This window comes from Clostridium sp. CTA-7 (genome assembly GCF_054768095.1).
The window spans coordinates 442,506-459,253 of sequence record NZ_BAAAAV010000002.1 but is presented as its reverse complement, the minus strand read 5'-3'; the positions used below and the strand labels follow the sequence as shown (position 1 = coordinate 459,253).

Annotated in this window: 17 protein-coding genes and 1 other RNA gene; 2 read left to right on the top strand and 16 right to left on the bottom strand. The window is 28.6% G+C overall.

Annotation, left to right across the window (positions count from 1 at the left end):
* Positions 1–71 precede the first annotated feature (71 nt).
* The 10 genes from ACYUEX_RS05200 to ACYUEX_RS05155 all read right to left on the bottom strand — a co-directional run bounded on the left by ACYUEX_RS05200 (position 72) and on the right by ACYUEX_RS05155 (position 9,979).
* The gene (locus tag ACYUEX_RS05200) at positions 72–3,962 is read right to left on the bottom strand and encodes a phage tail spike protein (protein WP_460286853.1); all 3,891 of its coding nucleotides are present in this window, start codon (positions 3,960–3,962) and stop codon (positions 72–74) included.
* Between the two features lie 36 nt (positions 3,963–3,998).
* Complete coding sequence (locus tag ACYUEX_RS05195; RefSeq protein ID WP_460286852.1) at positions 3,999–4,382, bottom strand: hypothetical protein; 384 nt, start codon at positions 4,380–4,382, stop codon at positions 3,999–4,001.
* Between the two features lie 61 nt (positions 4,383–4,443).
* Positions 4,444–5,142: a phage distal tail protein gene (locus ACYUEX_RS05190; RefSeq protein WP_460286851.1), complete on the bottom strand. Its 699-nt coding sequence runs from the start codon at positions 5,140–5,142 to the stop codon at positions 4,444–4,446.
* A complete protein-coding gene (locus ACYUEX_RS05185; protein WP_460286850.1) occupies positions 5,142–7,088 on the bottom strand; it encodes a hypothetical protein in 1,947 nt (648 codons plus the stop codon). Before ACYUEX_RS05185 ends, ACYUEX_RS05190 begins: the two co-directional genes overlap by 1 nt.
* Positions 7,089–7,153: 65 nt before the next feature.
* A complete protein-coding gene (locus ACYUEX_RS05180; RefSeq protein WP_460286849.1) occupies positions 7,154–7,753 on the bottom strand; it encodes a bacteriophage Gp15 family protein in 600 nt (199 codons plus the stop codon).
* The gene (locus ACYUEX_RS05175; RefSeq protein WP_460286848.1) at positions 7,753–8,094 is read right to left on the bottom strand and encodes a DUF6673 family protein; all 342 of its coding nucleotides are present in this window, start codon (positions 8,092–8,094) and stop codon (positions 7,753–7,755) included. The genes ACYUEX_RS05180 and ACYUEX_RS05175 overlap by 1 nt, the downstream gene beginning before the upstream one ends.
* Before the next feature lie 9 nt (positions 8,095–8,103).
* The gene (locus ACYUEX_RS05170; protein ID WP_460286847.1) at positions 8,104–8,601 is read right to left on the bottom strand and encodes a hypothetical protein; all 498 of its coding nucleotides are present in this window, start codon (positions 8,599–8,601) and stop codon (positions 8,104–8,106) included.
* Positions 8,601–9,038, bottom strand: a complete 438-nt coding sequence (locus ACYUEX_RS05165; protein ID WP_460286846.1) for a chloramphenicol resistance protein — start codon at positions 9,036–9,038, stop codon at positions 8,601–8,603. Before ACYUEX_RS05165 ends, ACYUEX_RS05170 begins: the two co-directional genes overlap by 1 nt.
* Positions 9,039–9,277: 239 nt before the next feature.
* Positions 9,278–9,724: an RNA polymerase subunit sigma gene (locus tag ACYUEX_RS05160; protein WP_460286845.1), complete on the bottom strand. Its 447-nt coding sequence runs from the start codon at positions 9,722–9,724 to the stop codon at positions 9,278–9,280.
* A 42-nt stretch (positions 9,725–9,766) separates the two neighbouring features.
* Positions 9,767–9,979, bottom strand: coding sequence for a helix-turn-helix transcriptional regulator (locus ACYUEX_RS05155; protein ID WP_322379502.1), 213 nt, complete (start codon positions 9,977–9,979; stop codon positions 9,767–9,769).
* Between the two features lie 210 nt (positions 9,980–10,189).
* On the opposite strand from ACYUEX_RS05155, the gene ACYUEX_RS05150 reads away from it, so the two are divergent.
* Together ACYUEX_RS05150 and ACYUEX_RS05145 are read left to right on the top strand one after the other, a co-directional pair.
* Positions 10,190–10,876 carry a helix-turn-helix transcriptional regulator gene (locus tag ACYUEX_RS05150; protein ID WP_460286844.1) on the top strand — a complete coding sequence of 229 codons (687 nt, stop codon included), beginning with the start codon at positions 10,190–10,192 and terminating at the stop codon, positions 10,874–10,876.
* Positions 10,877–10,886: 10 nt separating this feature from the next.
* Complete coding sequence (locus ACYUEX_RS05145) at positions 10,887–11,351, top strand: ImmA/IrrE family metallo-endopeptidase (RefSeq protein WP_460286843.1); 465 nt, start codon at positions 10,887–10,889, stop codon at positions 11,349–11,351.
* 49 nt (positions 11,352–11,400) lie between these two features.
* On the opposite strand, the gene rnpB is transcribed toward ACYUEX_RS05145, so the two are convergent.
* From rnpB to dnaG, 6 genes are all read right to left on the bottom strand, one after another.
* Positions 11,401–11,742, bottom strand: an RNA gene (gene rnpB, locus ACYUEX_RS05140) — RNase P RNA component class A.
* A 54-nt stretch (positions 11,743–11,796) separates the two neighbouring features.
* Complete coding sequence (locus tag ACYUEX_RS05135; protein WP_460286842.1) at positions 11,797–12,045, bottom strand: hypothetical protein; 249 nt, start codon at positions 12,043–12,045, stop codon at positions 11,797–11,799.
* Positions 12,046–12,205: 160 nt separating this feature from the next.
* Positions 12,206–12,997, bottom strand: a complete 792-nt coding sequence (locus ACYUEX_RS05130; RefSeq protein WP_460286841.1) for a Nif3-like dinuclear metal center hexameric protein — start codon at positions 12,995–12,997, stop codon at positions 12,206–12,208.
* Between the two features lie 12 nt (positions 12,998–13,009).
* Positions 13,010–13,702 carry a tRNA (adenine(22)-N(1))-methyltransferase gene (locus tag ACYUEX_RS05125; RefSeq protein WP_460286840.1) on the bottom strand — a complete coding sequence of 231 codons (693 nt, stop codon included), beginning with the start codon at positions 13,700–13,702 and terminating at the stop codon, positions 13,010–13,012.
* Positions 13,703–13,743: 41 nt separating this feature from the next.
* Entirely contained in the window at positions 13,744–14,856 is a 1,113-nt protein-coding gene (gene rpoD / locus ACYUEX_RS05120; protein WP_460286839.1) for an RNA polymerase sigma factor RpoD, read from the bottom strand.
* Positions 14,857–14,886: 30 nt separating this feature from the next.
* On the bottom strand, positions 14,887–16,665 hold the full coding sequence (dnaG, locus tag ACYUEX_RS05115; protein WP_460286838.1) for a DNA primase: 1,779 nt from the start codon (positions 16,663–16,665) through the stop codon (positions 14,887–14,889).
* Positions 16,666–16,748 lie beyond the last annotated feature (83 nt).

Here is a 16,748-nt window from a genome sequence, read left to right as displayed (position 1 = left end):
TCTAAGTCTAATAAATCTTTTATATCTTGATTCCAACTATCTATACGCTCTCCTTTTAATATAAAAATAGCCTACATCTGTAAGCTCTTAATTTTATCTTCTAATTCCTCTATCTTCTTTATAGCAATCTGTAAAGCTCCTACGACAACATTAATATAATTATTACTGTTATATGATAGAGTACTACTCTCTATATTTAGTACTTTTTCTGATATATACCTGTTGGAATAATTTAAAACATCCTGTGCTATAAATCCAAATTGATTCTTTAGTGCTTGGTCATTTCCTTTATAATCAAACTCTGCTAATTTCAAATCATTTTTTATAAAATCATAGCAATTTCTAGTAGAAATTCTTCCTATATCATTATCATTTGTATATCTTATATTCTCCTTTAGTTGACTATCAGATGGTGTATTTACATTGTAAGTATACACTGTACTCCAACGCTTGTCTGGTCTGCCTAATGTCCACTCAGCATTAGCATATGGGAATATGTAACCATATTCATCTGCCATTACCCCATTATCTACTCCTGCTTTATAAGCTGTTCTTAGATATATAGCACCACCTTGTATTACTGTATTATTGCCTTGATTTTGTGGTAATCCTAATGCTCTACCAAATACAACGTCGAAATATTTTGAAGGTGTACCTAGTCCACACTGTCCCGATACCCCAGGGTGTATATAACCACTTTTAGAGTAATAAATATTTTTACTTTCACTTTCAGTACTTTTGAAAGAAACATAATCAAAAAATTGTGTTCCACCTTCTCCAAAATATGAGTCCCCTATTTTTACTTTTCCTTTTTCAGCTAAAATTAAATTACCATTAACATCTGCTTTAAGTACATCTTGTCCTGCTTTATTTAATATTCTTATAGCACCATTTTTTACAGTAAAGCCTGTTTTATCGAGCACTGTAGTTACTGTAAATATAGAAGCAGTACCACCATTTATTGCATCACTTATACTCTGAGTGATTCTTCCTGGTTCTAATTTTAATTCTGCAGTAGCCATTCTACCAGATAAAGCATTTACACTACTATCTATGTCCTCTGGAGCAACTGTCCAATCTGTTTCTTTTGTTCCCTTTTCTAGTTTTATACTACCCTTTTTAACTTCTATCCATTGACCAGCTAAAGATGATATTCCTCCAATAAATAATTTACTTGAGATGTTATCATAGCTATAAGTAAAAGTGAATGTAATTTTTGTATAATTATTTTCATTTAGAGCTCCAAGCTTTGCGAATATTTGAAAATTTGGTAATGTCGTTGTTATAATGTAAACTTCTGTTTTATTTAAATTTCCTCTAGCTTCAAAGCTTAAAGTATACTTTTCACCTTTTGCTAACTTTTCGGTTAAGTTGCTTAATATAGCTGATTGTACTATATCATTAAACATTAATTTTTGTCCTAACTCATTTATTGTTGCTGTGCTTTTAGCGGGATTCCATATACTCCATAAACTTTTAAATCCTGTGTCTAAAACTAAATTTCTTCCACCAATTTGTATTCCATTAATAGCATTAGTTACATCAGTTTTCTCAACTTTCAAATCTATCTGATTATTAAGCTGTGTTATAGAGCTTTCTGCCGTACTCACTCTGCTATTTAGATTTGTTACTCTTCCATCTACTGAATACATTTCAGATTTAGTACTATAGTTACTTGATACGGTTGTTTTAAATCCATCAAGGCTCTGTTCTAAATTTGCTTGTTTGTTTTCCACTGTAGTTACTTTTCCACTAAGTGTATTTAAACTTCCTTCAACCGCATTAGCTTTAGTATCATCAGTGTACTTTGATGCCTTTTCCCAATCACTTGCCGTATATGCACCACTTGTTCTTGAAACTTTGCATTTCATAATTTCACTGCTTGGTCCGCTTGTCCACATATCCCCTACTTTATAAGGTGTATTTGGTGTAGATGTAAATATTTTGGCCTTACTATCTGCAAGAGAATTAGCAGTATTAGCAGTATTTTGTGCATTAGTTATCGAAGTGCTGTGGCTTTCTACTGTAGAATTAAGTCCACTTACAGTTTGTTTTAAACTACTATAACTATCTTTAAGTTTGATTGTAGATCCATCTTCATCTATTGTTGTGTCTTTAATTAAAGTATCTATTTGTCCATTAATTACTCCAATTTTTGTTATATTACTTTCAGTTTTCTTCTTAGTATCATCTGATGATGTTTTTAATAAATTAAAACTTACTTCTAAGCTTTGTCCAGTAGTATCCAAAGCAACCTTGCTTGCCTTCATTAATGTTGTATTACTATCTTTATTTACTTCTGTTACTAAAGAATTAATATCCATCTTTTTTCCATTAATATTAGCATTGTCGGAAATCATGTCATTTCTTATAATTTGATTTTTAATTCCATCTGCCTTTAGTCCAGTAGCATCAAACATTAGCTTTCCTGTAGCATCCCAAACATACATATTGTAATCATCACTAGCATCTTTTCCTATTTGTACCCTGGTTTTATTACCATCTTTTATTTGTATAGTGTTATCTCTAATTAGTAAATTTCCATTGTTACCTTGAATATTAACTAAGTTAGTATATAACACGCCTGTATTTATCTTGGCTGCACTAATAGTATCTATCATAGCATCTTTAATAACTGCATCTGCTATTGTAATATTATTACTAGTTATATTTAAGAATTGTCCATTTTCTCCTGTTACAAATTTACTTAAAAGAGTTTGTAAGTCTAAAGTATCTCCACTAGCAACATTGAACTTTATATTATTAGCAACAAGATCTTTCGTTTCAAGTTTCGTTATTAATGCATTATCTATCTCAGCAAACTTTATTTTAGCCTCATTTGCATTTAGTTTATTTACATCTAATTCTCCTATTCTAGCACTAACTGCATTAAGACTCTTAGTGTCTACTTTATCTATCGTTATTTTATCAACAGCTTCTTTTATAGCTTTTTCAGATATTTTCCCATTGTCCTCAGTAATATTACTTACTGTACTAGAAGTATCTTTAAACTCTTTTTGCAATTCCTTGAAACTAAGAATTGTATTGGACATCTCGCAATCATTTTTACTAGGATCATCTGGATACTCAGTTATCTTAACTATTCTTTGCTTATCTTTAATCTTTAAATCTTTTGAAATAAGGGTAACTACATCTCCAAGTTTATACTCTAATATATTTTTATATTTATCACTTAATCTTGCTAAATCAACAATGCTTGCTCTATAGCTTTTACGTGGTTTCGATATTTCATTTAACTTTAAAATAGCATCTTCTCGCAAAGCATCTACATCTGTATACTTCTCATCCTTCCAAATTAAGGTCTTTACTTTATTTGAGTATTGATAATTTTCTACTTCAACCTTAATGTCACTTTTTCCTATAGCTATAATTTTTGTATAATAATCATAGGAATCTGTTTCTAATTCTAATTCCTTTAAATTTAGCGTATCTATAAAATATGAACCTTTATTTGAGCCTATCTTTTCGTATACCTTAATAGTTTTGTTTAACGTATCAAACTCAATTTCAACTCTATATGACTTTTTAACTTCTTGAATTAAATCCCAGGAAGAACAATTAGTTTTCTTTACAGTTCTTTTTTTAGAAATATTATCTGATATTTCTACTTTCCAACTAGTACCTGCAACTATTAAAGTCAAACATTTCTTTACTCCTATATTGGGTAAATCAAAATGTTCCCACGCCTGGCCTTCAAGCTCCTCTACATTCATTACTGCAACTACTGATTTCCATTTACCATCATCTTTTATTTCCTTAATTACAAACTCATCAGTTTCATTTCTTATATAACATTCTTCTAAAATACTGTTTGATAAAATACTAGGATATGAAAAAGAAAGTGTTTTATCTCCTGAATCTAAAACACTTTCTATCTTATAATCTTTATATTCAGTTAATCCTTGTACTTTTATTTTATCTACATCATATAATTGTAACAATTATATACCTCCTTTCTATTTATTTATATAATTTATTTACTTAATCATAAAATCTATTAGAATTAACTCTCTTGGAGATATATCACAATTACATTTAAATAAATCTTCTTTATCTAGTTCTTCAACATTTACATCAATTTCCAGATCTAATAATTCTCTTATATCTTTATTCCAATCTTCTAAACAGTCTTGCTTTAATTGAATCGTATTATTTTCATTTAATTTTAGCTTACCATCTTCATCTTTTATTCCATATCTATTAATAAGTTTTTCTCTTTCAGAATTATATATAGATACTTCTTTCTCAATGATACTTATATTTCTTGCAATCATATAGCTTGCCTTAATATTTAAATTCATATTAATTAATTTTGATAATACTTCCACACTATTTACTAACTTTTCATTACTTAATTTCATTTATATCATCCTTCCTTAAAATATAAAAAGAGCTATAAAGCTCTTTTTATATCAGCATATTTTATATCCATCTCTCTTTATATTTAATGGTAATATTACAATTGTTTCTACTTAATGATATTGTATTATTTCCTGGTAGTAATCTTGGAAATTCCCATAAATCAATATCTTTAAATTTATTTATATTTTCCTGAGTCACTTTAGATAATTCTCCATCTATAATTACCTTTTTATTTAATTCTAAATTTTTAATAATTATAGGAAATTCACTTAATCCCTGAATATTTAGCTCTATCATAGCAATAGTTGGAGTTATCTCTAATACTATAGGTATTTCTAAATTACCCTTATTATTTATATTCTTTGATAATATACCATTCATATAATCAACTATTTCTTTAGATTCAGCTACAACTAACATATTTATATCTAATGTTTCATTTCCTTGCATTATATAATTCACTGAAATATCACCAGTTACAGATCCTCTATAATAAAAATCTATATCATCAAATTTTATAGTTGCAGTTGCTAACTCCTTAGTTAAGTTACTTTTAATAACTTCAAGTTCATTACTATCCTTACATATAAGATCTAATTTAAAGCTTAATTTTTTAAATTTGTAATTAAAATTTTTATCTATAAAGGGTTCTCTAGAATTATCTAGCCATAAGCTATTAACTTCAAAATCTGAATTTTGTATTGATCTCTCTAATAATTTTGCTTTAAATTTACTTATATCGATATTATTAATAAGCATTATCTCACCCTCTTTCCAGCTAATGCAAATTGGTTATCTACTTTTCTATAAGTATATTCAGATATTTCATCACTATCCATATAAATTGGCAATATAAAGGTACTTCCTTCTTTTATACCATCACTTGTGTTATTATCATTAAATTCTTCAATTATATGTCCATTATTTCTAAATGTTATTCCAGTAGAAATCCTAGCTGATTCAAAATTAACTGTATCCTGTATTTTTCTAACTAAAGAGGCTATATCAAAATTAGAAGCACTTAACTCATTTAAAACTCCTTTAGCTAAATCGGATGTTTTCTCATATACATTTGACTCTTCATCATCTATTCCCTTTTCTGCCCCTTCCATAACAGACCTAAATATCTTTCTTGTTTTCCTAGAAGGAGAATTAATATCAAAAGATTTTCTTAGCCTAGATAAAATTCCGCCTGCAATTCCCTCTGCTTTACGTAGTAACCCTGGTTCCGATTTCTCCATTTCAGTCAGCATTGGACTCATTGTATTTTCCATAGTCTTTCGTGTTCCTTCTGGTAACTTATCAAAGTTATCAATTATACTATTAGCCATATCCCTTGTTTTCTTAGACATTTCACCGCCATATAATTCTGTTTCGGAAACCATCTTAAGAAAAACACCAGCTTGATCTATAGCGTTCTTATCTAGATCTTCTACTTCCCTAGCCCTTATATCAGCCATTTTATTTGTATGTTCATCTTTTATTCGGCTAATCTCTGAATTGTGCCTCATATATTCTGCAGCACTATCATAGTCTGAAGTTTTGAGAGCCTCTGAATGCCTATCATTTTCTGCTTCTAAGGCTGCATTATATTTATTGTTTTCTTCTTCTTCTAATATTTTTAATTCATTTGTTTTAGTAATATAATTTTCTAATTCAGTTGCTCTGTTAGCGTATCCTTCTTGAATAATAGCTAATGTATCACCACACTCTTTATTAGCTGCTTCAACTGAGCTAATATATTTATTATTAGCTGCTTCAATTTCTGCATTATAAGCTTCATTCCCTTTTTCCCCCAGCGCCTCATATTTAGCATTAATTAAAGCAATTTCTTCAGTACATTGCTCATCTGCTTTTTGTATAACTGCTTCCCTTGTCTTTTCCGCTGAATTAATTAGTCTTTGAGAATAGGCTTCATACTCTTCAGCCGTACCTTGGTAAGTATCTGCCATAACTTTTGAACGATCTTTGACAACTTGTTGGTGTGCTTCCTGAATCTCTAATTCTTTTTGAGTCAACTTATGCATTTCCTCAAACAATTCATTCATACTTCCAATTTCTGATTCTGTCAGAGATCTACGCTCTTCCTTTGCATTTCTAGCAATCTGCGATATTTCCTCTTGCACCTGGTTCATTCTAGTTGATAAATTTTGTTGCTCTTCATTACTAACTATAATAGACTCATTAAATCCATCTAGTATATTTCCTGCACTCTTTATTCCATTATGAAACTCAACTGCTTTATCTGCCACTTTTTGGTATGAATTGCCCAGTGATTCATTAGCCTCATCTAGTCTTTTCTGACCATTGTACGCATCTTTTTGCATAAGACTATAAGCCAAAAATCCAGCTGTAAGGGCTGATATCGCTACTACTACTAAACCGATAGGACCCATAGACATATTCATTACAGCATTCCATGCACCATGAGCAGCAGTAGCTAAGGATATTTTCCCTGTTAATACGCCTATAAGTGTAGTTAATATTGGTAATCCTCCATTTATTGTTACAAGTGTTAATCTGCTAGCAGCTTCATGTGCTTTTAATACAAGGGTAGCTGAATTCCATGCATCCTTCATTTTATTTATTGATTTTGTAATATCCGACGAAATTTTAAATACTTCATTACCCTTCTTAGCTATATCAATAACTTTATCTATTGAACTTTTTGTTTCACACTTACATTTACTATCCTTATCTCCCATATTCTCACCTACTTTCTTGTAAAAAATAGCAAGCACTTATATATAAGTGCTTGTTTTTAAAATATTTATAATATTTTGCTTAAGTCTTTACCATTAAGTAAAGCCTCTTCAATTTCATTTATTTTTTCTAATTCATTTTTACTCTTAGGTATTTCATAAAGTTTTTTCATATTTTTATAATATTCTCTTTGACCTTTATCTTTTACCTTAGATAAATCAATAGATCTATAACCAATTATCTTAACTATTTCATTGTCTTCCTTTAAAGCCTTAAACATAGCTTTAAATTTCCACCAATGTAAAAATTCTATATCCTGCAAATCAATTCCATATTGATCTAAAAAAGCAGAATATATATACTCATCATCATACTCAAAGCTATAAATCTGACCTATTACTTTATTCTTTCCCCTTGATGAGCTATTATTTTCATTTTCTTTTCCGCATTCATAGAACAATAATATTTCTTCTACAGCTTTATTTATATTTTCAGGTAAAATTGGATAGTATAAGTCTAATGCATAGTAAAGCTTATCTTCCTCTGATAAGTTATCATCTTGCATTAATAGTTCAAAGAGAATTGAAGTTCGAAAGTCGCTATTAATTTCGTACTCCTTCTCTTCAATAATTACCTTATTAGGTAATAAATCTATTAAAATATTCATTATTTTTTACGCCTTTGTACTCTATTGTTAGAATACTTTGAAGAAATCTTATCTATTTCTTCATTTTTACTTTTTATTTCTTCAACTAAGGTCTCAAAGGCATTTAAGCATGTAATTAAGTTCACGGAATCTCCAAATAGTTTTTTAGAAGTTCCTTCTCCAAATAATTCATCAAATACAAAAAATACTGTTTCACATTGTTTTTTTATTATGACGGACGTCTTTAATCCTTCTAAGCCTTTTTGAGATTCAGTAACCTTCTCTAATGTTTTCTCATACTTTTCTGCTACAGTAACATCGAAAATATCTAAATCTCCTATTTCAACTCCATTTATTATCATAATATCCTCCTATTTTACTTCAGAATCTGCAGTAAATGTATTAGTAGTAATATTAAATTTACCCGTAGCCATATCACCTATACCTAATAAGTTTCCTGTTGCAGCCATTTGTCCATCATTATTAGCAAATGCTGCAACTTCTACTGCTACTCTAAATTTTCTTGCTTTGAAAGTATTTGTATTACCTTCTCCTACTACAGCCTTATCTAAATCTACAATAATATACTCTGTCTCTGCATCACTTCCAATCTTTTGCATCTCTCCAATTTCACATATAAATTCAACTGCTTTTTCGCTTCTTATCATATCTGTATTAAAGCTTGTTGTCCAATCATATCCTATTATTGCCTTTGAAGCTGACTTATTATTTATATATTTCTTTGATGCTGTTTGTGCTGCTGGTGTTTCATTTAACTCAATAAATCCAGCCCCCATTAATACATATTCTTCTGTTTCCTTTCCAACGTTTAAATAATTTGCATAACTCTTTCTTTCTTTAACTCCCATTATTTCATTTCTCCTTTTCTTAAATAAATTAATTTACATTTTATTTGATAAATAACTTTATCATTTTCGACTTTTAATACATGTCCATTATTTATAGCCTCAATGGAAATTGCTTTTTTATTCTCTCCTAGAATAGGTAAATTCCCTTTGTCAGTTTGATCCTCTAACCAATCTAAGAATTTTTCATAAAAGCTTGATATTTTTATATTCTTCATTATATCTTCACTATAATTTTCTTTGCTCATAAGAATAAAATTATATTCTCTCAAAGAGTCACCATTTACATATCTCTTTATAACAATTTCATCAGGCTCTTGATTAATGCTATATACATCGGACATATTATTTAAATAATTCACATTTACATTAATAATATTGTCTATAGCACTAAGGTGTGGACATGTCATTATAAAGTCTCTAATAGAATCTATAATCATTCGCTACCTCCAGAGAATATTAATGTTTAATAGATTTTAATATTCTCGAATTATCTTTCCACTATATTATTCTTTAGTAGCTAATGAAGTTTATTATTAATTTTTTTCATGTAATCACCTCCTCCAAATGAAAAGAGACACTTAAAGTACTGAGTACCAAGTGCCTCTTTTCATTATTTTCTACAATATCATTATAGCACCGGTATTTTCTTAATATCTTATAAATTCCTTAGAAAATACTATGAATTTAATAAGATATTATAATTAATTAACTTTTTTAAAGCCTGAGTCTTTAATGTGGAGCAATAAGTTTCTGCTAAACTTAAATCCATTGATATATACTTAATTTGATTATTATTAAAATAAAATTCCTTTATTATATAATTTTCTCTTTCACTTAAAACATCTATGGTGTCATCTATTCTTTTTACTTGTATTTCCTTTAAACGAATTTTTCTTTTAATATCTTTAATATCTTCTTCCCTTCTTACTATTTCATTTTCAACGCTACTATTAAATTTATATGTCTTGCTACTTTTCTCACCATATTCTATACTTCCAACACCTCTATAGTCATTTTCTAGTATTTCTAAATCTAAATACATATTTTTTATCTCTATTTTATTTTTCTTATAGTCATATAAATTTTTTTCTACTAACTTAATCTTTTCATTTAAACTACTCATAATTTTCTCCTTATTTATAAATAACTCTATTATCCTTTAATCTTAATCAAAGATATCACTTTCTGGAATTCTAAAGGCTTGTGAAATAGCTCTTCTACTATTTTTACGTGGATATACTTGTCCACACTCCCAAGTCCAATAGGCCTTTTGTACTGTAAAGCATTTTTCAGCAGCTTCTGCCTGAGACCACCCATTAATAACTCTTAAAACTTGGATTTTTTTATACCATGGTAAATTTTCAAATAAATCTTTCATCTTCATTTCCTCCTTGAGTAAAACTTTCACTTCTTGATATTAATATTACGTCTTTTAGACGTAATTGTCTATTTTGTATTTACGTCTTTTTTCTTCTAATTTTAAAAATATCTTATTCTATATTATTTTTCCTTTACTTTCCATAATATATTTGACAAAATGACGTAAAAGACGTATAATTTAACCATAAATTAGAAAGGTAAGTGTCTTATGAGTAATAAATTAGGTTTTAAAATTAAACAATTAAGAAGTAAATTAAGTTTGAAGGAAGGAAAAAAATTCACCCAATCTGATCTAGCTAAGGCCCTTAATATATCTAGATCATATTTAGGTGATATTGAAAGTGGAAGAACTCTTCCTAATAATATTCTTTTAACTAAAATTGCCGATTTTTTTAATATAGAAATCATAGAGCTTATTAATTTAATATCTAAAGATGAAGATTTTGAAAATACTATCGATATAAATCAACTTGAAAAATCATTACTAAATTCAGATTTAACTATGTTGATTAATAATATATTGAAACTAAATGACAATATGTCACTAAAGTTAATAAGAGATAATATAGAAGAACTTTCTGAATATGAGGAATTAGAGTTTAAAAAACTAAATAAAATACCTATAGATAACTTCTCTATAGAAAGTAATACAATAAAGACTAATTTTGTGAATTCATATTATGAATTATTAACCAAAAAAATATTATTACTATTTGATTTAGAAAAAAAGAATTCAGAAAAGTTATTAGAATTTAAACGAAATATCAATATTAAAAATAATTTTATTGATTCTTCTTCTCCTATGGCTGCCCATGATAAAGATGGTAGTTTCAATAAGGAAGATTATATTCATGATGAAAATATAATGGATAATGATGATTTCTGGAATAATTAATGGTGGTTTTATGGATTATGAATATTTACTAAAAGAAGCTGATAATTTAGGTGTAATAGTTAAAGAAGCTAATTTAATCACTAAAGATGGTTACTGTAAGGGAATTAGAATTGCTATTAATAAAAAACTAGTTACTAACAAAGAAAAAAAATGTATTCTAGCTGAGGAGCTAGGACATTACCATAAAACAGTTGGAAATATAACTGATCAAAGTAAAATAAATAATAGGAAGCAAGAAATAATTGCAAGAAGATGGGGATATGAAAAGCTAATTAGCATAGAGGATTTAATTACTTGCTATAAGAAAGGAATTCCTAATAAATATGAAATAGCAGAATTTTTTGATGTAACTGAAGAATTTTTAAATGAATCTCTATCCTATTATAGAGATAAATATGGAGCATACTATAGAATTCATAAATATATTATTAGCTTCGATCCTTTATGGATAATAGAAAAATTTGAGGACTTTTAAAATTTTATCTAAAAAGAAAAACACTAGGCATCAACCTAGTGTTTTTCATGTTACGAGATAAGCCGTAAGCGGAGTTCTGTATTAAGCAATCATCTATCTAGGCCTATTGTTACCAATAAGCTCAAGCGGTACACCCGGAAACGGGGCGGGCAACCCCTAAATGTTTCCCTATTCGACCTTGCTCCAGGTGGGGTTTACATAGCCATCATGTCACCATGATGCTGGTGAGCTCTTACCTCGCCTTTCCACCCTTACCTAAAAATTAGGCGGTATCTCTCTGTTGCACTTTCCTTCAAGTCGCCTTGACTGGACGTTATCCAGCACCCTGCCCTATGGAGCTCCGACTTTCCTCTCCTAGATCTAGTCTAGCAGCGATTGCATGTCTTACTCGCAAAGACTATATTACCATAACTTAATTAATAACACAAATGATATTTTTTACAAATTAAACAAATTGTAGTACTAATATTAACATTCCTAATATTACCCAAGAATAAAACCCCAATCCTGAAAATAGGAGAGTTACTACAATAAGTACATATATACATATTCTAGCTCCACGATTACAGCACCGTGGTCTAATTACAACTCCTCCATTAAATTTTTTTACTATTCCATCACATAAATCTTTAAAGCTATTTTGAAAGACTTTGGTCCACGATTTACTTTTTCCTCTATGATATGATTTACCCATACTTCATCTCCAAAATAATATTCTTATTATCTATTATATGATTGTAATATTAAGTTTGTGTATATAAAAAAATTTCCAAGATGCTATATAACTGCAATTTTTTCTAAAAATTTATCCATAATTTACTTATTTTTATAATTTAATACAAAGTAAAAAATCCCTACACAAATGTGTAAGGATCTTCACTTTTATTTGATATTATAATTTCTATATCTGATAATTTATTATTTAATTTTTCCATTACTGATAAAAATACAATCCATTCTGATGAAAAATGACCTGTATCTATTATCGATACTCCAATTTCCTTATAATCAGATGCATAATGATATGTAGTATCTCCTGTTATTATGCAATCTGCACCCTTTTTATAAGCTATTTCAAAAAAGCTAGAACCACTTCCATTTATAATAGCTATATTTTTTATCTTTTTACAACCTTCAACTAATTTTAAAGATTTTATATTTAGTTTTTCTTTTATATTTTTTATTAATTCTTCTATTTCTATTTCATTTTCTAATCTAACAATTCTTCCTAATCCCTCATTATTATTTCTAGCCTTTTTATTTGTTTCTATAAGCTCTTTAGAATCATATCCTAATATATTTACTATAGTTTCATTAAGACCTTCTTCTGCAGAGTCTAAATTAGTATGACTAGAATATAAGCTTATATCATTTTTTATAAGTTCTATTATCTTTTTACCTATTAAAGTATCAGTAGTTATACTACTAGGCTTTTTAAATATAAGAGGATGGTGAGTTATTATTAAATCTGCTTTTTTTTCCTTTGCTTCTTCGATTACATCTAGAGTACAATCTAAGGCTAAAAGTATTTTTTTTACTGATTTTTCTTTATCTCCTACCATAAGGCCTACATTATCAAAATCTTCTTTTAATGTAACAGGAGCAAACTCTTCCATTATATTTATAATATCTTTAACTTTCTTCATATATCATCTTCCTTATAGAAAATTAATCATATTTGAAATTACATCTATCTTTTCATTTACTAATTTTCTTCTTTCACTTGCATTAACTGTACTTTCAGTTATAAATCCAAGTATCTTTTTATAGTTTTCTACTTTTGAAATTAAATATTCCTTCATTAAAGGATGCTTACTCATAAGGAATTTAGGGCTTACTTCATAGTATATTGAATCTAATTTAGTAGCTTCCCCTTCCCTTCTTCTTACTTTAAAAAGTTCATAATATACATTATCATCTAAACAAAGATCTTCGCTTATTATTTCATAATTATTATTATAAAGATATTCTCTTAACACTTCAGGATTTTGTGCTGGTTGAAGTATTAAATAGCTCATATCATTTACTTTTTCAATATGTGCCTCAAGTATATCTCTAATTAAATTTCCTCCCATACCAGCAATAACAGTAACATCAACTTCACCTTGACCTAAAACTGCAAGTCCATCACCTAACCTAAATTCTAGTTCATCTCCCATTCCTTCTAATATAGCATTTAGTTTCGCCTTATCTAATGGCTCTTTATTTATATCTACTGCAATAGCTTTGCTGCAAATTCCATTTTTTAATGCATATAAAGGAATATAACCATGATCTGTTCCTATATCTGCTAAAACTGATGTGTTTTCAATATTTTTAACTATAAAATTTAATCTTTCGCTTAGTTCCATATTTCTTCTCCTTGCTAAATTAAAATTAGCACCTTTTGGTGCTAATCTAAATAATCCTTTAATTTTTTACTTCTTGAAGGATGTCTTAATTTTCTAAGAGCCTTTGCTTCTATTTGTCTTATTCTTTCTCTTGTAACATTAAACTCTTTACCAACTTCTTCAAGGGTTCTTGCTCTACCATCATCTAATCCAAATCTTAATCTTAATACTTTTTCTTCTCTAGGTGTTAAAGTATCTAATACATTTATTAATTGTTCTTTAAGCATTGTAAATGCAGCTGCTTCTGCTGGTGCTAAAGCATCATCATCAGGTATAAAGTCTCCAAGATGTGAATCTTCTTCTTCACCTATTGGAGTTTCTAGAGATACTGGTTCTTGAGCTATTTTTTGGATTTCTCTCACCTTATCTACAGGTAAATCCATAACTTTTGAGATTTCTTCTGGGAAAGGATCTCTTCCTAACTCTTGTAACAATTGTCTTTGAACTCTTATTAGCTTATTTATAGTTTCTACCATATGAACAGGTATTCTAATAGTTCTTGCTTGGTCAGCAATTGCTCTAGTTATCGCCTGTCTTATCCACCATGTAGCATAAGTAGAAAACTTAAATCCTTTTCTATAATCAAACTTTTCTACAGCTTTTATAAGTCCTAAATTTCCTTCTTGTATAAGGTCTAAAAATAACATTCCTCTTCCAACATACCTTTTAGCAATACTTACAACAAGTCTTAAATTTGCTTCAGCTAATTTTTTCTTAGCTCTTTGATCCCCTTGTTCTATTCTATTAGCTAACTCTATTTCTTCTTCTGAGGATAATAAAGGAACTTTTCCAATTTCTTTTAAGTACATTCTTACTGGGTCATCTATAGCAATACCTTCTGGAATAGTTAAATCTAATTCTAACTCTTCTTCAACTGCATCGGCACCATTAGCATCACCTATAACCTCTATTCCCATTGACTCTAACACTTCATAAATTTTCTCTATTTGTTCTGGACTCAAATCGATATGTTCAACTTCATCCATTATTTCCTTATATGTTAAAGTACCACTCTTCTTTCCTTTATCTAGTAGATTTTTAACTATATTCATTTTGCTATTTTTGTCCTCATTATCTTTTTTAACTTGTTTAGCTTTTGTTTTTTCATCTACCATTTTGTTACCTCCTTCCGTTATTACCAACTGCTACTTTGCACCTCTCTTTAACTGCTCATTAACTTTTTTAAGTTCAATTGCTATTTGTATAGATTCCTCAATTTTGCCCTCTGATTCTAAAAGTTTTTGCTTACGCTTTAATTCTTCTAGTTTTTGGTTTAATTTATAATTATCTAATTGCTTGATAAAATCTTGTATTAACTTTTTATTATTATTACCTATTAACACATGTTGTTCTTTTATTTTAACAACTTCTTCAATAGTTTTTACATTTGTACATCTTGATTCTAAAAAGGTAACTATATTATTTATGTTTCCCTTTTTAGCATCTTTAATAATAGAAAAAATCTCTTTATGTTCTGGAAGAATTAACTCTTCTTGGCTTATTAACTTACTAATATAATCAAAATAGTCTTCATCTAAACATAACTTCATTAAAGATCTCTCAGCTTTTAAAAAAGCTGGCTCTAAATATAATTTTGTTCCATTATCTTCCTTATTATACGTAAAATTATTTTCTTTTATATTTTTTGTCATTTTCTTTGACAATAAATCATATAATGTTTGCTCCCGTATAGATGTATTTTCTGATATCTTCTTTATGTAGACATCTTTTTCTATTGGATTAACATTTGCTAATATTTCTGTAACCCTTTTTCCATATTCAATTAAATCATTGCTATCTTTAAGATTTATTCCTTCTTCAGCCTTTTTAAGCCTATAATCGATTAAGCTTTCAGCACTATTTATTAATTTTATAAATGCCTCTTTTCCGTTACTTCTTACATATTCATCTGGATCTTTTCCTTGAGGAATACTTAAAACCCTAACATCAAAGCCTGCTTCTTTCAATATATCAAGCCCTCTCATAGTAGCTGCCTGACCTGCAAAATCAGCATCATATGATATTATAACCTTATCTGCATAGCGCTTTAATAATCTTGCTTGATTTGTAGTTAAAGCTGTTCCTAAAGAAGCTACTACATTTGTAATTCCATATTGATGTAGAGTTATTAAATCCATATAGCCCTCTACAATAATAAAATATCTTTCAGACATCTTATTTTTTATTGCAAAGTTTAATCCATACAAATTGACTCCTTTTTGAAAAACTAAGGTTTCAGGTGAATTTAAATACTTTGGCTTTGAATCATCTAGAACTCTTCCTCCGAATCCTATTACCTTCCCCCTATAGTCAAAAACTGGAAATATAACTCTATTTCTAAATCTGTCATACCTGTTCCCTGTTTTCTCAGAAATTGAAACTAACCCAGCTTCAAGTAGTAAGTCATCTTTATAACCTAACTTTCTTAAATAAAAAAGTAAGCTATTCCAGCTATCCTTTGCAAATCCTAACCCAAATCTCTTTATAGTCTCTTCTTTTATGCCCCTATTTAAAAAATATTCCTTTGCTTCTTTTGTTGACCTTAAATTTGAGTAAAAAAACCTAGCTGCTTCTACGTTGACTTTATAGAGTATTTCTCTCTTTTTTGCAGTAGGACTTATTCTTCCTCTATCATTTTCTATTGGAATATTTGCTCTATCAGCTAAATACTTAACTGCATCAACAAAGGGCATATTTCTATTTTTCATAATAAAAGTAATTACATTTCCTGATTCCCCACAACCGAAACATTTATATATTTGCTTATCTTGAGATACGGAAAATGACGGAGACTTTTCATTATGAAATGGACATAGTCCTGAAAAGTTTCTTCCAGACCTTTTAAGTCTAACTGACTCAGATATTACATCTACTATGTCATTTTGTTCTTTTATCTTTTCTAGAATCTCTTCAGAAATCTGCAAGGAGATTCACCTCCTTACCAATAATTTTCGTCAACTTATATTAATTTCGACATTTTTTCTATATTTCCTTCTTTAAAATAAAA